Source organism: Pseudomonas canadensis, from assembly GCF_030980095.1.
Lineage (GTDB): Bacteria > Pseudomonadota > Gammaproteobacteria > Pseudomonadales > Pseudomonadaceae > Aquipseudomonas > Aquipseudomonas canadensis.
The window spans coordinates 4412850-4435476 of the sequence record NZ_CP133298.1 but is presented as its reverse complement, the minus strand read 5'-3'; the positions used below and the strand labels follow the sequence as shown (position 1 = coordinate 4435476).

Here is a 22627-nt window from a genome sequence, read left to right as displayed (position 1 = left end):
AAGATCAAAATCAAAATCAAAAGCGCGGCGGCCTTAGAGCCGACCGGTTTGTACGTGCCGTACTCGGTCCAAATGTGGGAGCGGGCTTGCCCGCGAAGGCGTCATCTGCACCACTTCGGTTTCCGCTTCTGCACAAACGCCTGCGTCCCCTCAATCCCTTCCTCACTCCTCACGGCCTCGGCAAACCACTGCGCTCCTCGATCCAGTACTGCCTCAAGCGGTTCATCCACACTCGCGAGCAGCAGCGCTTTGGTCCGTGCATTGGCGCCTGGCGCACACTTCAGTACCTGGCTCAACACTGCATCCAATCGTTCTGCCAGCGCCTGCGGATCGCGCTCGGTAAAGTGCACGACCCCCAGTCGCTCGGCCTCTACGCCATCAAAGCGCGCGGCGGTCAGTGCCAAGCGGCGTGCCTGGGTCAGGCCAATTCGCTTGACCACAAACGGGGCAATCTGCGCCGGCAACAAGCCCAGGCTGGTTTCCGGCAGGCCGAATTGCGCTTGGTGATCGGCGATGGCGATATCGCTCACGCACGCCAGGCCAAAACCGCCGCCCAGCACCGCGCCTTGCAGCACCACGATCACCACTTGCGGCACGGCTTCCACTGCCTGCAGCAAGGTGCCAAACGCCCGGTTCAGCGCCTGGAGTTGATTGCCCGCCGTGACCAGGTCTTTCACGTCCGCCCCGGCGCAAAAGTGCCCGCCCGCGCCGCTGATCACCACGGCCCGCGTCTGGCTGTCCAGCCGCGCCAGCACGCTGCGCAGTTCATTGACCATTTCCAGGCTCATCGCATTGCGGCATTCCGGGCGGTTTAGGGTGATGTGCAGCACACCGTTGTGCGGTTCGAGCAGCAGGGTGTTCATGATTTTTTCCCCGGCAAGGTGCCCATCAGTTTGCAGATGATGCCCAGCATGATTTCGTCGGCGCCGCCGCCGATCGACACCAGGCGCACATCGCGATAGGCGCGGGCCACGGGGTTGTCCCACATGAAGCCCATGCCGCCCCAGTATTGCAGGCAACTGTCGCTGACTTCGCGGCCCAGGCGCCCGGCCTTGAGCTTGGCCATGGAGGCCAGGCGGGTCACGTCCTGGCCTTTGATGTATTGCTCGGTGGCCTGGTAGACCAACGCGCGCAGGCATTCGATTTCGGTGGCGAGTTCGGCCAGGCGAAAGTGGATCACCTGGTTGTCGATCAGCGCCTTGCCGAAGGTCTGGCGCTCTTTGCAGTATTCGATGGTGCTGTCGATACAGTGCTCCAGGCCCTTGATCATGTTGGCCGCGCCAAACAGGCGTTCTTCTTGGAACTGCAGCATCTGCATCATGAACCCCGCGCCTTCGTGGCCGATGCGGTTACGTTGGGGCACGCGCACGCCGTCGAAGAACACCTGGGCAGTCTCGGAGCTGTGCATGCCGAGCTTTTCCAGGGGCGGGCTGACGCTGATGCCGGGGGTGTTCATCGGCACCATGATCAGCGATTTGTTGATGTGCGGTTTGTCGTCGGAGGTGTTGGCCAGCAGGCAGATGAAGTCGGCGCTGGGCGAGTTGGTGATCCACATTTTGCTGCCGTTGATCACGTAGTCGTCACCGTCTTTGCGCGCGTGGGTCTTGAGCCCGGCCACGTCGGAGCCGGCGCCGGTTTCCGAGACGCCAATGCAGCCGACCTGCTCGCCGCTGATCGCCGGGCGCAGGAATTCGTCGCGCAGTTCATCGCTGCCGAAGCGGGCGAGGGCGGGGGTGCACATGTCGGTCTGCACGCCGATGGACATGGGGATGCCGCCACAGCGGATGGTGCCGAACTCTTCGGCGGCGACGATGGAGTAGCTGTAGTCCAGGCCCATTCCACCGAATTGCTCCGGCTTGGAAATGCCCAGCAGGCCGAGGTCGCCGGCCTTACGGAAGATCTCGTGGATGGGAAAGCGCCCGGCCTTTTCCCATTCGTCCACATGGGGGTTGATCTCGCGGTCGACGAAGGCGCGGACGCTGCGGCGCAATTCCTGGTGTTCCTGGGTAAAGATCATTTTTATTGTTCTCCTTATCGCGACGCGGAGCGTCTCGGGCGAAATTTAGAGGCGTGCTACACCGAAGGTATTGGCTTGCAACTCACGCACCTCGGCCTCATGGCAGATATCCAGCAGAAAGCCCAGCAAGGTTCGCGTATCCCGTGGATCAATCAGTCCGTCATCCCATAGGTTCGCGCTGCCGTAGAGCGCAGTGGACTGGCTGTCGAGCTTCTGCGCGGTGATCTGTTCCAGCATGTCCAGCACCTTGGGGTCCGGCACCAGGCCCTCTTTCAATTGCTTGGCCTCGGTGACAATGCGCAGCACCTTGCCCGCCTGCGCGCCGCCCATCACCGCCGTGCGGCTGTTGGGCCAGGCGAAAATGAAGCGCGGGTCGAGCCCACGGCCGCACATCGCATAGTTGCCGGCGCCATAAGAACCGCCCACCACTATCGTCAGTTTAGGCACCCGTGCATTGGCCACAGCCTGGATCATCTTCGCGCCGTGCTTGATCACCCCTTGCTGCTCCGACTCGGTGCCGACCATGAAACCGGTGGTGTTGTGCAGGAACAGCAACGGCGTGCGGCTCTGGTCGCACAGCTGGATAAATTGCGCGGCCTTGCTCGCGCCCTTGGGTGTGATCGGGCCGTTGTTGCCGATCACACCGACGGCGCGGCCCTGGATGTGCAGGTGGCCGCAGACGGTGTGAGCATCGAACTCGACTTTGAATTCGAGGAAGTGCGAGCCGTCGGCCAGGCGCGCGAGGATTTCGCGGACGTCGTAGGGTTTTTTCGGGTCGTCGGGGATCAGGCCCAGCAGTTCTTCAATGGGGTACAGCGGTTCCTTATAGGGACGTTTGGGCACTGCGGGCAGGCGATCATTCCAGGGCAACAGGCCGACGATCTCCCGCGCGATCCGCACGCCATCAGCGTCGTTTTCCGCCAGGTATTCGGCGGTGCCGGCGATTTGCGCGTGCATCTCGGCGCCCCCGAGTTCTTCATCCGTCGCTACTTCACCCGTTGCGGCTTTGAGCAGCGGCGGTCCGGCGAGGAACAGCTTGGCCCGCCCGCGCACAACCACCACGTAATCCGACAGCCCAGGCTGATAGGCGCCGCCGGCCGTGGCCGAGCCGTGTACCACAGTGATCTGCGGCAAGCCCATGGCCGACATGCGTGCCTGGTTGGCAAAGCTGCGCGCGCCCTCCACGAAAATCTCTGCGGCGTAGTTGAGGTTGGCGCCGCCGCTTTCGGCCAGGGTCACCACCGGCAGTTTGTTCTCCATGGCGATCTGTTGCAGGCGCAGGGACTTCTTCAGGCCGGTGGGGGAAATGGTGCCGCCCTTGATCGCGCTGTTATTGGCCACCACCAGCATGCGCACGCCGCTGACGTAGCCGATGCCGGCGATCAACCCACCGCCGGCGGCGCTGCCGTCCTTGTCATCGTGCAGCTTGTAGCCGGCCAGGCTGGCCAGTTCCAGGAACGGCGCACCGGGGTCCAGCAGCAGGTTGAGGCGCTCGCGGGGTAGTAGTTGGCCGCGTTTGTCGAACTTGGGCTTGGCTTCCTGAGCCTTGGCGAGCAGGTTGGATTCCAACTGATGAAGTTGGGCGATGGTCGCGAGCATGGCCGCGCGGTTTTGCGCGAACTGGGCGCTGTGGGCGTCGATCAGGGATTCAATCACCGGCATGGTTTATTTCTCCGCCTTGAGCACATCCGGCAGGTAGGCACGATGAAAGCCATTGAAGGGCTCGTTGGGTGCCTGCGCCTTGTGCAACGGCCAGGCGCGGCTGCCCAGGCTGGCCGCGCCGTCGATGCGCAAGGTGCTGCCGCTGATAAACGCGGCGGCGGGGCTGAGCAGGAACACGATGGCCGCGCTGACTTCCGATTCGGTGCCGATACGCTTGAGCGGCACGTGTTCGCGCAACGTCGGGATCACCGCCTTGAACGCGCCTTCATAGGTGTCCATGCCGCTGGAGGCGATCCAGCCCGGCGCAACGGCGTTGACCCTTACCCCGGCGTAGCCCCATTCGAAGGCGGCGGTCTTGGTGAAGTTGTCCATGCCGGCGCGCGCGGCACCCGAGTGACCCATGCCGGGCATGCCACCCCACATGTCCGCGAGCATGTTGACGATGGCGCCGCCGTGTTTGCTCATGGATTGGTTGAACACTTCGCGGGCCATCAGGAAGCCGCCGACGAGGTTGGTGCGGACTACGGTTTCAAAGCCTTTCTGGTTGATTGAAGCCAGCGGTGACGGGTATTGCCCTCCGGCGTTGTTAACCAGGCCGTGGATCGGGCCGTACTGTTGAATGAGGTGGCTGACCAGTGTGGTGACGCTGATTTCGTCGCGAATATCGCAAGCGCCCCACTGCGCAACGCCGCCATCTTCGGCAATTTCCGCCGCGACCCTCTCCAACTTTTCCGGCTTGCGCCCCACCAGGATCACCTGGGCACCCAGGGCCGCCAGTTCATGGGCGGTACAGCGGCCAATGCCACTGCCGCCGCCGGTAACAATCACGGTGTGACCCTGGAACAGGTCGGCTTTGAAGATCGAGTCGAAGGCCACGGCAACGCTCCTGTCATTTGAGAAAATCTGCGATCTGTTGCGGCACGGCGATAGGGATTTCCAGCAGTTGCTGGGCGAAGGCCTTGCCCTGCGGGTCGATGCGCAGGCTGGCGATACCGCCGCCGCCCAGGGCGTTTTCCAGCAGGAAGTTGAGGCTGTGGCTGCCGGGCAAATACCAGCGCTCGACGCGACCGTGCACGGGGTCCAACACGTGGCCCATCCAGTCGACGATCACTTCCGGGGTCAGCGCTTCGGCGATCCACGGCAAGTACTCGGGATCGCGGGCGATCACGCCGATATTGCTGTGGTTGCCCTTGTCGCCGGAGCGCGCCACGGCCAGTTTCACCAGCGGTACGCTGGCGTCGGCGCGGCCTTGTGGCTTGGGCGGGTCAATCGGTGCTTCGGGCAGGGCGGGGGCGTCGGCAACCGGCAGGGTGCAGGCGTGGCGTTCCCCTTGAAAGTCGATCAGCAGCTCGCAGGCGGATTTATCGATCAGGAATGAAAACAGCCGGATCAACGGGTACACGGTCGGTCGTCCGCCGACTATGCCGGTCAGGCCCGGCGCCATGCCAGTGGCAGCTTGGGCAATCTCACGGGCGAACAGCACCAGCGCCTGTTTATTCGGGTGACGCACCGCCAGTTTCACCACCACTTCACGGCAGTCCTGGCGCCTTGCGTGAGTGCCATAGGTCGCTTCACTGCCGAGCAGTTCGATATTCACCTCGGTGTACGGCGCCCAGCCGCGTTGGCTGAACAGCTCCGAGGTCTTGTCGATGATTGCCTGGCTGACCCGCTCGGCCTTGGCCACCGCCTCGATTCCGGCGATCAGGCAACTGGCGGTGCAGCGGAAACCGTCCGGGTAGGTCGCGCTGACCTTGTACTGATCGGTGGGCGGCAACCCCTTGGCGCCGTGCAGGCGCACGCAGTTTTTGCCCTGCTGCTGCAATTTGACCTGGCTGAAGTCGCAGATCACATCCGGCAGCAGATAGGCGCGCGGGTCGCCGATTTCATATAGCAACTGTTCGGCGACGCTGAGTTCGCTGATCAACCCGCCGGTGCCGTCGACCTTACTGACGGTGAATTGGCCGTCGGCGCTGACTTCAACGATGGGAAAACCGATGTGTGCGTAGTCCGGCACGTCGCGCCAATCGGTGAAATTACCACCGGTGCACTGCGCGCCGCATTCGATGATATGCCCGGCCAATGCGGCCTGGGCGAGGCGGTCGTAGTCCTGCCAGGACCAGTCGAACTCATGCACCAGCGCCGCGCTGACCACGGCGCTGTCGACCACGCGGCCGGTGATGACGATATCCGCGCCCAGGGCCAGTGCTTGGGTGATGCCCGGTGCGCCGAGGTAAGCATTGGCGGACACGCACGCGGGCGGCAAGGGTGTGCCGTTGAACATGTCCGTAATGCCGTGCAGTGGCTTGAGCTGGGGAAGCAGGTCATCGCCCAACAGCACGGCGATTTTGAGTTCGACACCGGCTTTGTCGCACGCCGCTTGCAGGGCGGCGGCACAGGCTTGTGGATGGATGCCGCCAGCATTGCTGATCACGCGAATGCCCTGGCGTTGGATATCCGCCAGCAACGGCGTGAGCACGTCGACAAAATCCGTGGCGTAGCCCGCTTGGGGATCCTTCATGCGCGCGCCAGCGAGGATCGACATCGTGACTTCCGCCAAGTAGTCGAACACCAGGTAATCCAGCGTGCCGCCGTTCACTAGCTGGGCGGCGGCGGTGCAGGTGTCGCCCCAGAAGGCGCTGGCACAGCCGATACGAACCGTCTTGCTCATGAGAAATCCTTCCTCGAATGGCTGTGGGCGAGACTACCAAGCAAGCGCTTGGTTTGTAAACTCCAGTCACAAGTTTTAGCCAAGCGCTTGCTTGGGTGGCCGCCACGGCCTAAATTGCCGGCCAAGACGTCCGTGGAAGTAGAGGAGAGAGGCATGGATGAGCATAAAGCCCAGCGGGTGATGCGCACCATGGTCGACGGCGGCCAATTGACCGACCCCGACAGCGCCCGGGGCAAGCTGCTGCAGACGGCGGCCCACTTGTTTCGCAACAAAGGCTTCGAGCGCACGACCGTGCGTGACCTGGCCAGTGCTGTGGGCATTCAGTCCGGCAGTATCTTTCACCACTTCAAGAGCAAGGACGAGATCCTGCGTGCAGTGATGGAAGAAACCATCCACTACAACACCGCGATGATGCGCGCGTCCCTTGAGGAAACCACCAACGTACGCGAGCGGGTGCTGGCGCTGATCCGCTGCGAATTGCAGTCGATCATGGGCGGCAGCGGCGAGGCGATGGCGGTGCTGGTGTACGAATGGCGCTCGTTGTCGGCCGACGGCCAGGCCCAGGTGCTGGCCCTGCGTGACGTGTATGAGGCGCTGTGGCTGCAGGTGCTGGGCGAGGCCAAGGACGCCGGTTACATCAAGGGCGATGTATTTATCACCCGACGTTTTCTGACCGGGGCGTTGTCGTGGACGACCACCTGGTTCCGCGCAGAAGGCAGCATGACCCTCGAACAGCTGGCTGAAGAAGCCTTGTTGATGGTTTTGAAGACCGATTGAAGTGCAAGCTATTAATTTGCCGGTAGAAAGTTGTCTCGCCAGACAAAAACGCCTAGCTTATTGCCATTAGTGTTTTTGAACGGTGTGTGCCTTGATGTTTTCGCCATGGCGGCTGGCTGCAGGACTTACCTTTTGGGCACTGGGCACCGCGTGGTGGATGCCAGCCTCGGCTGCGCAGTTGGTGCGCATCGGTGCGGCGCACTTTCCACCCTACACCGTGCGCCCGGAGCAGGGCGCAGACACCGGGTTGCTGCCACAACTGGTCGAGGCCCTGAACGCCTCGCAGACCGACTACCAATTTGTGTTGGTGCCCACCTCTATCCCTCGACGCTTCCGCGATTTCGAGCAGGGCCGAGTCGATATGGCGATCTTCGAAAACCCCGCCTGGGGCTGGCAGAAGATTTCCCACACGACAGTCGACATGGGCCTGGAAGACGCCGAAATCTTCGTCGCCCAGCGTGAGCCCGGCCGTGATCAGGCTTACTTCGCTGACTTGAACGGCAAACGCCTGGCGGTATTCAGCGGTTATCACTACGCCTTCGCCAACTTCAACCCCGACCCCAAGTACATGGCCGAGCACTTCAATGCCACGTTGACCTACTCCCATGACAGCAACCTGTTGATGGTCGCGCGCGGGCGTGCCGACATCGCCCTGGTGACGCGTTCGTACTTGAGTGACTTCATGGTGCGCAACGCGGATATGGCCGGGCAGTTCCTGGTGTCGGAACGCATTGACCAGGTCTATCACCACTTCGCCTTGTTGCGCCCGAAAGCGCCGATTACGGGGGAAGCGTTTGCCGCGCTGCTCAAGCGTTTGCGCGATGATGGCGAGATGCTGAAGATTTTCGAGCCGTATCGTATCGATGTGACAGCGGTGCCCTGAGTGTGGGAGCGGGCTTGCTCCCACATTTCCTACAGCGGTCTGTCAAACCCGCCGCGCAAACGTATCGCTATGGCTCCCCGACACCTTGCGGCAGTGCACCAGCGCATCCCGGATCATGAAGTTCACCAGGGTCGGCGACACGCCGAGTTCCTTGGCGATGTCCTTTTGCGGCACGCCGTGCAAACGGTACATCTCGAACGCGTAGCGCGTGCGTTGCGGCAGCTCCGTCAGGGCGTCGGCGATGTTTTCCAGGGTGTTGAAGTTGATGTGCGAGGTTTCCGGTGAAGCGCCGTGAATAACCACATTCAAGCCTTCCTCTTCCGTCCCGGAGTATTTGAGCTCCAGGGCCTGCTTGCGGTAGTGATCGATGGCCAGGTTGCGCACGATCTGGAACAGATAACTCAATTGAGCCTTGAACGATGACGTGATCGTCGGTGCCGACTGCAGCCGGAAGTAGGCGTCCTGCACTACGTCTTCGGCACGGGAGCGGCAGCCGGTAATGCGTGCCGCGATCTTCACCAGAATCAGCCGATTATCGACGAACGCCTGGAGAAGCGGTGAGTCGCACCTGCCTGTGGATACTTGTTCCGTCATGGAAATCACCTTGTCGCAAAAGAGGTTAGGGGAGGGCGTCCTTGCTGAGGCCTCCTACACATCGGGCAACAAATTATGCTGAATGATAATGATTGTCAAATGAGAAGGCGAACTAATCTTATGCTTTCTTGTTAGGTGTGAACCACGTCTCTCTCGTACCCGGCGACTAATTATTTGCCGGTGCCGTCCGTTCTTCTGGGTGACAGGTCCGTTAGCAATACGGCCAAGGATCAGCACCCGCAGGAGGGCGAAATGGGTTTCTATCGTGCATACAGCGTGTTTCAGTTTGGAGTCGTCACTCGATGAGTACGCCGACCCGACTGCGCCTGTTCTGCCTGCCCTATTCGGGCGCCAGCGCCATGGTTTACGCGCGCTGGCGCCGGGCCTTGCCTGAATGGTTGCAGGTGTGTCCGCTGGAATTGCCAGGGCGTGGCGTGCGCATGGACGAGCCCTTGCAGCGCGATATCAAGTCCTTGGCGGCCCAGCTCGCGGACGAAATCAGCCACGACTTGAGCGGCCCCTATGCCTTGTTCGGTCACAGCCTCGGCGGCCTGCTCGCCTTCGAATTGGCGCATGCGTTGCGTGCGCGCAACGTGCCGCCGCCGCTGGCCCTGTTCGCTTCCGGAACGGCCGGGCCGGCGCGTCGCGACGTCAGCGAGTACGCCATCGAAAAGACCGATGAACAACTGATCGCCCGTCTGCGCGAACTGCAGGGCACCGCTGAAGAGGCCTTGGCCAACCCCGAGTTGATGCAGTTGATGCTGCCGATCCTGCGCGCCGATTTCCTGTTGTGCGGCAGCTTCACCTACGGCGAGCGCGCACCGCTGGGCATGCCGATCCACGTGTTCGGCGGCAAGCAGGACAGCGTGCGCGCCGACCAGTTGCTCGACTGGCAGCTCGACGCCGCCAGCGGCTTTTCTCTGGACATGTTCGACGGCCACCACTTCTTCCTCATGCAACACGAAAGCGCCGTGCTGCGCTGCATGCGGCGCTACGCCGACGAACACCTGGCCCGCTGGCGCAATGGCGCGGCACGGTCACTCGCCGTCGGCTGAACAAGCCCCCGAATTCTTGAATTTCCCGTAAGCCGATTTCAGGCAGGAACCCCATGATGGACGCCTTCGAACTTCCCCGCACCCTGGTCCAGTCCCTTCAACGTCGCGCCGCGCAGACCCCGGACCAGGTCGCCCTGCGCTTCCTCGCCGAATCCGCCGAGCACAGCGTTGTGCTCAGTTACCGTGACCTGGACCAGCGCGCCCGCACCATCGCCGCCGCCTTGCAAGCCAATGCGGACCAGGGTGACCGTGCCGTGCTGTTGTTTCCCAGCGGCCCGGATTACGTTGCGGCGTTCTTTGGTTGCCTCTACGCGGGTGTGATTGCAGTGCCGGCCTATCCACCGGAGTCCACCCGTCGTCACCATCAGGAGCGCCTGCTGTCGATCATCAGCGATGCCGAGCCGCGCCTGTTGCTGACCATCGCCAGCCTCGCCGATGGCTTGTCGCAGATCGAAAACGCGCCGCCGGTATTGAGCGTCGATAGCCTGGAAAGCCTCGGCCATTGGGTCGCCCCTGACCTGCATCCGGACGACATCGCGTTCCTGCAATACACCTCTGGCTCCACCGCGCTTCCCAAGGGCGTACAAGTCAGCCACGGCAACCTGGTCGCCAACGAAGTGTTGATCCGTCGCGGTTTTGGCATCGACCTGAACCCGGATGACGTGATCGTCAGCTGGCTGCCGCTGTACCACGACATGGGCCTGATCGGCGGCCTGCTGCAACCGATCTTCAGTGGCGTGCCCTGCGTGCTGATGTCGCCAGCTTACTTCCTTGGTCGCCCCTTGCGCTGGCTGGAAGCGATCAGCGAATACGGCGGCACCATCAGCGGCGGTCCGGATTTCGCCTATCGCCTGTGCAGCGAACGGGTCAGCGAGACGGCCCTGGAACGCTTGGATCTGAGCCAATGGCGCGTGGCCTATTCCGGTTCTGAACCGATCCGCCTCGACACCCTGGAACGCTTCGCCGAGAAGTTCGCTACCTGTGGTTTTACCCCGAACAATTTCTTTGCCTCCTACGGCCTGGCCGAGGCGACCCTGTTTGTCGCTGGCGGCAGCCGTGGCCATGGCATCCCGGCGCTGCGTGTTGACGAGCAGGCCCTGGCCGCCAACCGCGCCAAACCGGGGCAGGGCAGTGCGATCATGAGCTGCGGCACCAGCCAGCCGGAACACGCGGTGCTGATCGCGGACCCCCACACCCTCACCGAGCTGGGCGACAACAGCGTCGGCGAACTCTGGGCCACCGGCCCGAGCATCGCCCACGGCTACTGGCGCAACCCCGAAGCCACCGCCAAGACCTTCGTAGAGCACGCTGGTCGTACCTGGCTGCGCACGGGCGACCTGGGCTTCATCCGTGACGGCGAGGTGTATATCACCGGACGCCTCAAGGATTTACTGATCGTACGCGGCCACAACCTGTATCCCCAGGACATCGAGCAGACCATCGAGCGCGAAGTGGAAGTGGTGCGCAAAGGCCGGGTTGCGGCATTTGCGGTAAATGAACAGGGCCTGGAAGGTATCGGCATTGCCGCCGAAATCAGCCGCAGCGTGCAGAAAATCCTACCGCCTGAAGCGCTGATCAAGGCGATCCGACAGGCCGTCGCCGAGGCGTATCAAGAGGCGCCAAGCGTGGTGGTGCTGCTCAACCCCGGCGCCTTGCCGAAGACCTCCAGCGGCAAAGTGCAGCGCGCAGCCTGTGCGCTTCGTCACAAGGACGGCAGCCTCGACAGCTATGCCCAGTTCCCCGACCTGCAAGCGCAGGTGAGCGATGGGGCGTTGGAATCCGAGTTGCACAACCAGATTGCGGCGATCTGGTGTGAGCAACTGAACATCGCAAGCGTTGCCGCCGATGATCATTTCTTCCTGCTCGGCGGCAACTCCATCACCGCCACCCAGGTGGTCGCACGCCTGCGCGAAACCCTCGGCCTGGAACTGAACCTGCGCATGCTGTTCGAAGCGCCGACCCTGGAAGGCTTCGCGGCCAACGTTGCGCAGTTGCAGCAAGACGGTGGCGTCGCCCAAGGCGCGATTCACAGCTTGTCGCGTCAAGAGGAATTGCCCCAATCCTTGGCGCAGAACCGCCTATGGATCACCTGGCAACTGGACCCCCACAGCAGCGCCTACACCATCCCCGGCGCGCTGCGCCTGCGCGGCGAGTTGGATGAAGACGCCGTGCGCGCCAGCTTCCAGCAATTGATCCAGCGCCACGAAGCCCTGCGTACGCGCTTCTATGAGCGCGACGGCCAGGCTTTCCAGCGTGTCGATGCCAAAGCGGATTTCGAACTGCAAGTCATCGACCTCAGCGACCTGCCCGTTGCCGAGCGCGAAGCCCGTGCGCAACAGATCCGCGAAGACGAAGCGCGCACCCAGTTCGACCTGGAAAAAGGCCCGTTGCTGTGGGTGACCCTGGTGCGCCTCGACGATGAAGATCACCAACTGCTGGTGACGCTGCACCACATCATCGCCGACGGCTGGTCGCTCAATATTTTGATCGACGAATTCTCGCGCCTCTACGCCGCCGCAGCCCAAGGCCAAACCCTGGAACTGCCGCCCCTGGCCCTGCAATACGCCGACTACGGCAGTTGGCAGCGCCAATGGCTGGCCGAAGGTGAAGGCCTGCGTCAGCTGGCGTACTGGAAAGCGCAGTTGGGTGAGGAGCACCCCACCCTCAGCCTGGCGACCGACCACCCGCGCTCGGCACACCACTGTCACACTGCATCACGTCACACCGTGCGGCTTGGCGCGAGCCTCTGCGACGCGATTCGCCAGACAGCCCAGGCCAACGAGTCCACCCCATTCATGCTGCTGTTGGCGGCATTCCAAAGCCTGCTGCATCGCTACAGCGGCCAGCGCGACATTCGCATCGGCGTGCCCAACGCCAATCGCCCGCGCCAGGAAACCCAAGGCCTGGTCGGCTTCTTCATCAACACCCTCGTGTTGCGTGCCGAGCTGGATGGACGCCTGCCGTTCAACGAGCTATTAGCCGCGACACGCCAGGCGGCGCTGGGTGCCCAAGCCCATCAGGACCTGCCGTTCGAACAACTGCTGGAAGCCTTCCCGCAGGCCCGCGAGCAGGGCCTGTTCCAGGTCATGTTCAACCATCAGCAACGCGACCTCAGCGCCTTGCGCCGCCTGCCGGGCATGCTCGCCGACGAGTTGCCGTGGCACAGTCGCGAAGCCAAGTTCGACCTGCAACTGCACACCGAAGAAGACCGCAACGGGCGCCTGAGCCTGTCGTTCGACTACGCCGATGAACTGTTCGAAAACGCGACGATCCAGCGCCTGGCCGAGCACTACATCAACCTGTTGCGCGCCGTCTGCGAGCACCCCCAGCAAGCCATCGGCGACCTTGCGCTGATGCAGCAGGACGAACAGGCGCTTTACAGCGAAGCACCCTGCGCGCCAGCCCAGCAGTGGCTGCCGGAGCTGCTCAACCAGCCGACCTCGGACGCCACCGCGCTGGTCTGGGACGGCGGCAGCCTGACCTTCGCCCAACTGCACACCCAGGCCAACCGCCTGGCCCATTACCTGCGCGACAAAGGCGTCGGCCCGGATGTGTGCGTGGCCATCGCCGCCGAGCGTTCGCCGCAATTGCTGGTCGGCTTGCTGGCGATCATCAAGGCCGGTGGCGCCTACGTGCCCCTGGACCCGGATTACCCCGCCGAGCGCCTGGCCTACATGCTCAAGGACAGTGGCGTACACCTGCTGCTGACCCAGACTGCACTGCTGGAACAGGTGCCGAGTGCCGAAGGCGTTTGCGTGATCGCCATGGACAGCCTGCACCTCGATAGCTGGCCAACCCAGCCGCCCGGCCTGCACCTGCATGGCGATAACCTCGCCTACGTGATCTACACCTCCGGCTCCACCGGCCAGCCCAAAGGCGTGGGCAATACGCATGCGGCTTTGGCCGAGCGCTTGCAATGGATGCAGGCCACTTATCAACTCAATGAAACCGACGTGCTGATGCAAAAGGCGCCGATCAGTTTTGACGTGTCGGTGTGGGAATGCTTCTGGCCACTGATTACCGGATGCCGTCTGGTGCTGGCTGGCCCTGGTGAACATCGCGACCCCCATCGCATCGCACAGTTGGTGCAGGAACACGGCGTGACCACGCTGCACTTTGTGCCGCCGCTGTTGCAGTTGTTTATCGACGAGCCGTTGGTGGCTGAATGCACCAGCCTGCGTCGCCTGTTCTCCGGCGGCGAAGCCTTGCCCGCCGAGTTGCGTAATCGCGTGTTGGCACAGTTGCCAGCGGTGCAATTGCACAACCGTTATGGCCCGACCGAAACCGCGATCAACGTGACTCACTGGCACTGCCGCGCCGAAGACGGCGAGCGCTCGCCGATTGGCCGGCCGCTGGGCAATGTGATCTGCCGTGTGCTGGATGAACAGCTCAACCCTGTGCCGTTGGGCGTGCCGGGTGAGCTGTGCATCGGCGGAATCGGCCTGGCCCGTGGTTACCTCGGACGTGCCGGGTTGACGGCGGAGCGTTTTGTTGCCGATCCCTATGGTGAAGCGGGCGCACGCTTGTATCGCACCGGTGACCGCGCCCGTTGGAATGCCGACGGCGTGATCGAGTACCTCGGTCGGCTTGATCAGCAGGTCAAGCTGCGCGGCTTTCGTGTGGAACCGGAAGAAATCGAAGCGCGCATGCTCGCCCTGGAGGGTATCGCCCAAGCCGTGGTGCGGGTGCGTGACGGGCAGTTGATCGGTTACTTCACCGCTCAGGGCGAACTGGATGAGGAGGCTGTAAAAACCGCCCTGGCCGCCGAGCTGCCGGAGTACATGGTGCCCGCGCTGCTGATGCGTCTGGACGCCATGCCGCTGAGCCCCAGCGGCAAGCTGGACCGCCGTGCATTGCCGGAACCGGTGTGGCAAGTGTGTGAACATGTCGAACCCGAAACCGCGTTGCAACAGCAGATCGCCGCCATCTGGCGCGAAGTCCTCGGCCTGCCAAGCATCGGCCTGCGCGATGACTTCTTCGCCCTGGGCGGCCATTCGTTGCTGGCCACGCAGATCATCTCTCGCACCCGCCACGCGTGTGACGTCGAGCTGCCGTTGCGCACCCTGTTCGAAGCCAGTGAGTTGGGGGCGTTTGCCGAGCAGGTCGGCCTGATCCAAGCGTCGGGCCAGCGCAACCAACAGACTGCCATTGCCAAGGTCGACCGCAGCCAACCGGTGCCGTTGTCCTATTCCCAGCAGCGCATGTGGTTCCTGTGGCAGATGGAACCGGACAGCCCGGCCTATAACGTCGGCGGCATGGCGCGCCTGCGCGGCGTGCTGGATGTGGGGCGTTTCGAGGCGGCGTTGCAAGCGCTGATCATGCGCCACGAAACGCTGCGCACGACGTTCCCGAGCGTCGACGGTGTGGCCTATCAGAAGGTTTCGCCGCAAACGGGACTGCGCATGGACTGGCAGGATTTTTCCGCGCTGAGCGAAACCGAACGCCAACCGCGCCTGCAACAACTGGCCGATCACGAGGCGCACACGCCATTCAATCTGGAAACCGGGCCGTTGCTGCGTGCGTGCCTGGTCAAGGCCGGCGAGCAGGAACACTACCTCGTCCTGACCCTGCACCATATCGTCACCGAAGGCTGGGCCATGGACATATTTGCCCGTGAACTCAGCGCGTTGTACGAAGCCTTTATCGACGAGCGCGACTCGCCGCTGGCGCCGCTGCCCGTGCAATACCTCGACTACAGCGTGTGGCAGCGCCAGTGGCTGGAATCCGGCGAACGTCAGCGCCAATTGGATTACTGGACTGCGCAACTGGGCAATGAACACCCGCTGCTGGAACTGCCCGGCGACCGTCCGCGTCCGCCTGTGCAAAGCCACCAGGGCGAGTTGTATCGCTTCGACCTCAGCGACGACCTTGCGGCCCGCGTACGTGCCTTCAATGCCGAACGCGGCCTTACCCTGTTCATGACCATGACCGCCACCCTGGCTGTGTTGCTCTATCGCTACAGCGGCCAGACCGACCTGCGTATCGGCGCTCCGGTCGCCAACCGCATTCGCCCGGAAAGCGAAGGCCTGATCGGTGCGTTCCTCAACACCCAGGTGCTGCGTTGCCAGCTCAATGGGCAGATGAATGTCGCTGAGTTGTTCGAGCAAGTGCGCCACACCGTGATCGAGGGTCAGTCCCATCAGGATTTGCCGTTTGATCATCTGGTGGAAGCCCTGCAACCCCCGCGCAGCGCAGCGTACAACCCGCTGTTCCAGGTGATGTGCAACGTGCAGCGCTGGGAGTTCCAGCAAAGCCGCCAACTGGCTGGCATGACCGTCGAATACCTGGCCAACGATGCCCGCGCGACCAAGTTCGACCTCAACCTGGAAGTCACCGACCTCGACCATCGCCTGGGTTGCTGCCTGACCTACAGCACCGACCTGTTCGACGAACCGCGCATTGCGCGTATGGCTGAGCATTGGCGCAACCTGCTGGAAGCCTTGATCGTGGATCCGCAGCAGCGTCTCAGCGAATTGCCGTTGCTGGGCGCGGATGAACAGCGTGTGTTGCAAGACAGCCTGGGCATCGAGAAAGGTGAGCACCGTCTCGATCAGTGCATCCACCCACTGTTCAGCCAGCAGGCGGCAGCCCGTGGCGATGCGCCGGCGCTGACCTTTGCTGGCGTGACTCTCAGCTACCGTGAACTCGACGCCCGCGCCAACCGCCTGGCCTGGATGCTGCGCGAGCGTGGGGTCGGCCCGCAGGTGCGTGTCGGCCTGGCGTTGCCGCGCTCCCTGGAAATGGTCATCGGCCTGCTGGCGATCCTCAAGGCGGGCGGCGCCTACGTGCCGCTGGACCCGGAATATCCGCTGGATCGCCTGCACTACATGATCGAAGACAGCGGCATCAGCCTGCTGCTCAGCGATGCGGCGATGTTCGAAGCCCTCGGCGAGTTGCCGGCCACCGTGGCCTGCTGGTGCCTGGAAGATGATTTGCCGGTGCTGACCAACTACCCGGCCGATGCGCTGCCGCTTATCAGCCTGCCGCAACACCAGGCGTACTTGATCTACACCTCCGGCTCCACCGGCAAGCCGAAAGGCGTGGTGGTGTCCCACGGTGAAATCGCCATGCATTGCGCGGCGGTGATCGAGCGGTTTGGCATGCGCGCGGATGACTGCGAGCTGCACTTCTATTCGATCAACTTTGACGCCGCCACCGAGCGCCTGTTGGTGCCGCTGCTCAGCGGCGCGCAGGTGGTGTTGCGTGCTCAGGGCCAGTGGGATGCCGAGGAAATCTGCGGATTGATCCGCACCCATGGCATCAACATCCTGGGCTTCACCCCGAGCTACGGCAGCCAGTTGGCGCAGTGGTTGGCCACTCAGCAGCAGACCTTGCCGGTGCGTATGTGCATCACCGGCGGCGAAGCCCTGACCGGCGAACACTTGCAGCGCATCCGTGCCGCGTTCCAGCCGCAGGTGTTCTTCAACGCCTATGGCCCGACTGAAACCGTGGTGATGCCGCTGGCCAGCCTTGCACCGGAGCAGTTGGAGGAGGGCGCCGCCAGCGTGCCGATCGGCAGCATCATCGGTGACCGCGTGGCTTACATTCTCGACGCCGACCTGGCCCTGGTGCCGCAAGGCGCGACCGGCGAGTTGTACGTCGGCGGGGCGGGCCTGGCCCAGGGTTATCACCAGCGTCCGGGCATGACCGCCGAACGTTTTGTCGCGGACCCGTTTGCGCGCAACGGCGGGCGCCTGTACCGCACCGGTGACCTGGTGCGCCAACGCGCCGATGGCCTGGTGGAGTACCTGGGGCGGATCGACCATCAGGTGAAAGTCCGTGGTTTCCGTATCGAGCTGGGTGAGATCGAAACCCGTCTGCTGGAACATGCAGCCGTGCGCGAAGCGGTGGTGCTGGCGTTGGATTCGCCGAGCGGCAAACAGCTGGTGGCGTATCTGGTCAGCGATGCCGAGCACGGCGCGCTGCGTGACGCGCTGAAGGCCCATCTCAAGGCGCAACTGCCGGACTACATGGTGCCCGCGCACCTGATCGTGCTGGACAGCATGCCGCTGACCGCCAATGGCAAGCTCGACCGCCGTGCCCTGCCGCAACCAGATCCTGAGGCAAACCGCCAAACATATGTGGCGCCACGCAATGAACTTGAAAGCACCCTGGCTGCGATCTGGTGTGCGGTACTGAACGTGCAGCAAGTCGGGCTGGACGATAACTTCTTTGAGCTGGGTGGCGACTCGATCCTGTCGATCCAGGTGGTCAGCCGTGCGCGGCAGGCCGGGATTCATTTCAGCCCGCGTGACCTGTTCCAGCACCAGACCGTGCAGACCCTGGCCGCCGTAGCCACGCGCTCCGAGCAAATCACCGCAGAGCAAGGCGTGCTTACCGGCCCTTCGGGCCTGACGCCAATTCAGCATTGGTTCTTCGACACCGAGATCCCGAACCGTCAGCACTGGAACCAGGCGCTGGTCCTCAAGCCGCTGCAACTGCTCGATCCCCATCGCCTGGAGCAAGCGCTGCTGGCAGTGCTGGAACATCACGACGCCCTGCGCCTGAGCTTCTGCCAGCGCGACGCGCAATGGCACGCCGAGCATTTGGCCGTGCCGGAAGGCGGCGTGTTGATGCAGGCGCAAGTGCGCGACATGGCGCACTGCACCGCGCTGTTCACCGACACCCAACGCAGCCTCGACCTGCAACACGGCCCGCTGTTGCGTACTTTGCTGGTGGACGGTCCCGAGGGGCAGCAACGGTTGCTGATCGCGATCCATCATCTGGTGGTGGACGGTGTGTCGTGGCGCGTGTTGTTGGAAGACCTGCAAAACGTCTACCGTCAACTCAGCGACGGTCAGTCCGTCAGCCTGCCGGCCAAGACCAGCGCCTTGCGTGACTGGGCCGCGCGTTTGCAGGCCTATGCCGGCAGCGAATCCCTGCGTGAAGAATTGAGCGTCTGGCAAGACCAATTGGCTGGGCCGGAAACCGTATTGCCGGTGGCCCGTCCGCAAGGTTCGCTGCGTAATCGCGATGCCGACACCGTCAGCGTGCGCCTGGATGCCGAACACACTCGCCAGTTGCTGCAGCAGGCGCCAAGTGCCTACCGCACCCAGGTCAACGACCTGTTGCTGACCGCCTTGGCCCGCGTGTTGTGCCGCTGGAGCGGCCACGCTTCGGCGTTGATCCAACTGGAAGGCCACGGCCGCGAAACCCTGTTCGATGAAATCGACCTGACCCGCAGCGTCGGCTGGTTCACCAGCGCCTATCCGCTGCGCCTGACCCCGCTCGCCGGGCAGGGCGATTCGATCAAGGCGATCAAGGAACAACTGCGCGGCGTGCCACATAAAGGCCTGGGCTATGGCGTGCTGCGCTACCTGGCCGATGACCTGTGCAAACAGAGCATGGCTGCGCTGCCGAGCGCACAGATCACCTTCAACTACCTCGGTCAGTTCGACCAGAGTTTCGGCGCCGATGCGCTGTTCCATCCGCTGGACGAGCCCGCCGGCCTGGCCCATGACCCGGACGCGCCGCTGCCCAACGAGTTGAGCGTCGACAGCCAGGTGTACGGCGGTGAACTGGTGCTGCGCTGGACCTTCAGCCGCGAACGCCATGATCAACAGAGCATCCATGAACTGGCAGATGCCTATCTCGCTGAGCTGCAAAGCCTGGTCGCGCATTGCCTGCAAGACGATGCCGGTGGCCTCACGCCGTCCGACTTCCCGCTGGCGCACCTGACCCAATCGCAACTCGACAGCTTGCCGATTGCCGCCAGCGCCATCGAAGACGTCTACCCGCTGACCCCCATGCAGGAAGGCCTGCTGCTGCACACCCTGTTGGAGCCCGGCACCGGCCTCTACTACATGCAGGACCGCTACCGCATCAACAGCGCCCTCGACCCCGAGCGTTTCGCCCAGGCCTGGCAGGCGGTGATCGCCCGTCACGAAGCCCTGCGCGCCTCGTTCTGCTGGAACGTCGGCGAAGACATGCTGCAAGTGATCCACAAACCGGGCAGCACGCCGATTGAATACCTGGACTGGAGCAACGACCCGGAAAGCGAACAGGAGCCGCGCCTGCAAGCGCTGCTCAAGCAAGAGCGCGAAGCCGGTTTCGATCTGCTCAACCAGGCACCGTTCCACCTTCGCCTGATCCGCGTCGGCGCCGAGCGCTACTGGTTCATGATGAGCAACCATCACATCCTTATCGATGCCTGGTGCCGTTCGTTGCTGATGAATGACTTCTTCGAGCTCTACATGGCCCTCGGTGAAGGCCGCGACCCGCAACTGGCCACACCGCCGCGTTATCGCGACTACATCGCCTGGCTGCAACGCCAGAACCTGAATGAGGCACGCCAATGGTGGCAGCAGAACCTGCAAGGCTTCGAACGCACCACGCCGATCCCGAGCGACCGGCCGTTCCTGCGTGAGCACGCGGGCCACAGCGGCGGCATGGTGGTGGGCGACTGCTACACCCGCCTCGACGCCCGCGACGGTGCGCAACTGCGCGAACTGGCCCAGGCTCACCAACTGACCGTCAACACGTTTGCCCAGGCGGCATGGGCGCTGGTGCTGCGTCGCCTGAGCGGCGATCGCGACGTGTTGTTCGGTGTGACCGTGGCCGGCCGCCCGGTGGAAATGCCGGAGATGCAACGCACCGTCGGCCTGTTCATCAACAGCATCGCCCTGCGTGTGAAACTGCCCGAGGATGACCAGCGTTGCAGCGTGCGCCAGTGGCTGAGTGGTTTGCTCGACAGCAATATGCAACTGCGCGAGTACGAATACCTGCCGCTGGTGACGATTCAGGAACACAGCGAACTGCCCAAGGGCCAGCCGCTGTTCGACAGCCTGTTCGTGTTCGAAAACGCCCCGGTGGAAGTCTCGGTGCTGGACCGCGCACAAAGCCTGAATGCCACCTCGGATTCCGGCCGCACCCACACCAACTTCCCGCTGACGGCCGTGTGTTATCCGGGCGATGACCTGGGCTTGCACCTGTCTTACGACCAGCGCTACTTCGACGAAACCACCGTGCAAAGCATGCTCGGCGAGTTCAAGCGCCTGCTGCTGGCGTTGGTCCAAGGCTTCCATGGCGACATGGCCGACCTGCCGCTGATTGGCGAGCAGGAGCGTGAGTTCCTGGTGGAGGGCTGCAACCAGAGTGAGCATGTTTACCCGCTGGAGCGCAGCTACATCGAGCTGTTCGAAGAACAGGTCGCCGCGCATCCACAGCGCATTGCCGCCAGTTGCCTTGATCAGCAATGGAGCTATGACGAACTGAACCGCCGCAGTAACGGCCTCGGCCACGCGCTGATAGCCGCGGGTGTCGGTCTGGATCAGCCGGTGGCATTGCTGGCCGAACGTAACCTCGACCTGCTCGGCATGATCATCGGCAGCTTCAAGGCGGGTGCAGGCTACTTGCCGCTGGACCCAGGCCTGCCCAGCCAGCGCCTGCGCAGCATCATCGACCTGAGCCGCACGCCGTTGCTGGTCTGCACCGAAGCATCCCGCGAGCAGGCCATCGAATTGCTGGAGGGTTTCGACTGCCAGTTGCTGGTGTGGGAAGAGATACCGGCACGTGGCGAAAACCCCGGCGTCTACAGTCGCCCGGACAACCTTGCCTATGTGATCTACACCTCGGGCTCCACCGGCCTGCCCAAAGGCGTGATGGTGGAACAGCGCGGCATGCTCAATAACCAGTTGAGCAAGGTGCCATACCTGACCTTGAGCGACGCCGATGTGATCGCGCAGACTGCGTCGCAAAGCTTCGATATTTCCGTGTGGCAGTTCCTTGCCGCGCCGCTGTTTGGCGCGCGGGTGGATATCGTGCCGAACACCATCGCGCATGATCCCCAAGGCCTGCTGGAACACGTTCAGACCCAAGGGATCACCGTGCTGGAAAGCGTGCCATCACTGATCCAGGGCATGTTGGCCCAGGACCGCATCAGCCTGGATGGCCTGCGCTGGATGCTGCCAACCGGCGAAGCGATGCCACCGGAGCTGGCGCATCAGTGGTTGTTGCGTTACCCCGAGATCGGGCTGGTGAACGCTTATGGTCCGGCGGAATGTTCGGACGATGTGGCGTTCTATCGCGTCGACCTGGCGTCTACCCGTGGCACCTACTTGCCGATTGGTACGCCGACCGACAACAACCGCTTGTACTTGCTCGATGGCGCGCTGGAACTGGTGCCGCAAGGCGCAGTTGGCGAGTTGTGCGTCGCCGGTACCGGTGTCGGTCGCGGTTACGTCAGCGATCCGCTGCGCACCGCGCCGGTATTTGTACCCAACCCGTTCGGCGCGCCCGGCGAACGCCTCTACCGCACCGGCGACCTCGCGCGCCGTCGCAGTGACGGTGTGCTGGAATACGTCGGGCGTGTCGACCATCAAGTGAAGATTCGCGGCTACCGCATCGAACTGGGTGAAATCGAAGCGCGCCTGCACGAACAACCGGAAGTGCGCGATGCGGCGGTAGGCGTGCAGGAAGGCGTCAACGGCAAGCATCTGGTCGGCTACCTGGTGGCGGCGGATGAGGCACTGAACCCAAGCGAACGCCTCGACCGCATCAAGCAACGCCTGCGTGCTGAACTGCCGGAATACATGGTGCCGCTGCACTGGCTGTGGCTCGACCGCCTGCCGCTCAACGCCAATGGCAAACTCGACCGCAAGGCGTTGCCTGCGCTGGAGATCGGCCAGTTGCAGAGCCAGGACTACCTGGCGCCGCGCAACGAGCTGGAAACCACCTTGGCCGCGATCTGGGCCGAAGTGCTGAAGGTTGAGCGGGTAGGGGTGCAAGACAACTTCTTCGAGCTGGGCGGGCATTCGTTGCTGGCCACGCAGATTGCCTCGCGGGTGCAGAAGACCTTGCAGCGGGACGTGCCGCTGCGGGCGATGTTCGAGTGCAGCACGGTAGGCGAGTTGGCTGAGTATATCGACGGGTTGGCAGCGAATGACATCAGTGCCGAGAAGGTGGATCGGTTGAGTGATTTGATGGCGGAGTTGGAGGGGCTTTAAGCTTCGTTGTCTGTCAGGGCCTCATCG

The 22627-nt window shown here is 63.2% G+C and carries 10 protein-coding genes; 4 read left to right on the top strand and 6 right to left on the bottom strand.

Annotated features, from left to right (window positions below; translation table 11 throughout):
• Window positions 1-101 precede the first annotated feature (101 nt).
• Genes RB216_RS20450 through RB216_RS20430 form a run of 5 tightly spaced genes read right to left on the bottom strand, consistent with a single transcriptional unit; the run spans window position 102 to window position 6347 of the window.
• On the bottom strand, window positions 102-863 hold the full coding sequence (locus RB216_RS20450; RefSeq protein WP_308907810.1) for an enoyl-CoA hydratase/isomerase family protein: 762 nt from the start codon (window positions 861-863) through the stop codon (window positions 102-104).
• Window positions 860-2017, bottom strand: coding sequence for a citronellyl-CoA dehydrogenase (gene atuD, locus RB216_RS20445; RefSeq protein ID WP_308907809.1), 1158 nt, complete (start codon window positions 2015-2017; stop codon window positions 860-862). The genes RB216_RS20450 and atuD overlap by 4 nt, the downstream gene beginning before the upstream one ends.
• A 45-nt stretch (window positions 2018-2062) precedes the next feature.
• Window positions 2063-3679, bottom strand: a complete 1617-nt coding sequence (gene atuC, locus RB216_RS20440) for a geranyl-CoA carboxylase subunit beta (RefSeq protein WP_308907808.1) — start codon at window positions 3677-3679, stop codon at window positions 2063-2065.
• A 3-nt stretch (window positions 3680-3682) separates the two neighbouring features.
• Window positions 3683-4555, bottom strand: a complete 873-nt coding sequence (locus RB216_RS20435) for an SDR family oxidoreductase (protein ID WP_028617296.1) — start codon at window positions 4553-4555, stop codon at window positions 3683-3685.
• A 13-nt stretch (window positions 4556-4568) separates the two neighbouring features.
• Window positions 4569-6347, bottom strand: coding sequence for an acyclic terpene utilization AtuA family protein (locus RB216_RS20430; protein ID WP_308907807.1), 1779 nt, complete (start codon window positions 6345-6347; stop codon window positions 4569-4571).
• A gap of 153 nt (window positions 6348-6500) precedes the next feature.
• Here RB216_RS20430 and RB216_RS20425 point away from each other — a divergent pair, with 153 nt between their 5' ends.
• Both RB216_RS20425 and RB216_RS20420 read left to right on the top strand, forming a co-directional pair.
• Complete coding sequence (locus RB216_RS20425) at window positions 6501-7124, top strand: TetR/AcrR family transcriptional regulator (RefSeq protein ID WP_028617294.1); 624 nt, start codon at window positions 6501-6503, stop codon at window positions 7122-7124.
• Between the two features lie 94 nt (window positions 7125-7218).
• Window positions 7219-8007 carry a substrate-binding periplasmic protein gene (locus RB216_RS20420; protein WP_073860026.1) on the top strand — a complete coding sequence of 263 codons (789 nt, stop codon included), beginning with the start codon at window positions 7219-7221 and terminating at the stop codon, window positions 8005-8007.
• A gap of 42 nt (window positions 8008-8049) precedes the next feature.
• Here RB216_RS20420 and RB216_RS20415 read toward each other — a convergent pair whose 3' ends face one another.
• Window positions 8050-8601 (bottom strand): RNA polymerase factor sigma-70, encoded by a 552-nt coding sequence (locus tag RB216_RS20415; RefSeq protein ID WP_005789991.1) that lies wholly within the window; start codon window positions 8599-8601, stop codon window positions 8050-8052.
• Window positions 8602-8903: 302 nt separating this feature from the next.
• Between RB216_RS20415 and RB216_RS20410 the strand changes: the two genes are divergently transcribed.
• Both RB216_RS20410 and RB216_RS20405 read left to right on the top strand, forming a co-directional pair.
• Window positions 8904-9656, top strand: coding sequence for a thioesterase II family protein (locus tag RB216_RS20410; RefSeq protein WP_028617292.1), 753 nt, complete (start codon window positions 8904-8906; stop codon window positions 9654-9656).
• A gap of 53 nt (window positions 9657-9709) precedes the next feature.
• A complete protein-coding gene (locus tag RB216_RS20405; RefSeq protein ID WP_308907806.1) occupies window positions 9710-22600 on the top strand; it encodes a non-ribosomal peptide synthetase in 12891 nt (4296 codons plus the stop codon).
• Window positions 22601-22627: the final 27 nt, after the last annotated feature.

Coding starts and splice junctions, on each gene's coding strand:
- RB216_RS20410 (WP_028617292.1), top strand. CDS start 8,904: ATGAGTACGCCGACCCGACTGCGCCTGTTCTGCCTGCCCTATTCGGGC.
- atuC (WP_308907808.1), bottom strand. CDS start 3,679: ATGCCGGTGATTGAATCCCTGATCGACGCCCACAGCGCCCAGTTCGCG.
- RB216_RS20420 (WP_073860026.1), top strand. CDS start 7,219: ATGTTTTCGCCATGGCGGCTGGCTGCAGGACTTACCTTTTGGGCACTG.
- RB216_RS20405 (WP_308907806.1), top strand. CDS start 9,710: ATGATGGACGCCTTCGAACTTCCCCGCACCCTGGTCCAGTCCCTTCAA.
- RB216_RS20415 (WP_005789991.1), bottom strand. CDS start 8,601: ATGACGGAACAAGTATCCACAGGCAGGTGCGACTCACCGCTTCTCCAG.
- atuD (WP_308907809.1), bottom strand. CDS start 2,017: ATGATCTTTACCCAGGAACACCAGGAATTGCGCCGCAGCGTCCGCGCC.
- RB216_RS20450 (WP_308907810.1), bottom strand. CDS start 863: ATGAACACCCTGCTGCTCGAACCGCACAACGGTGTGCTGCACATCACC.
- RB216_RS20430 (WP_308907807.1), bottom strand. CDS start 6,347: ATGAGCAAGACGGTTCGTATCGGCTGTGCCAGCGCCTTCTGGGGCGAC.
- RB216_RS20425 (WP_028617294.1), top strand. CDS start 6,501: ATGGATGAGCATAAAGCCCAGCGGGTGATGCGCACCATGGTCGACGGC.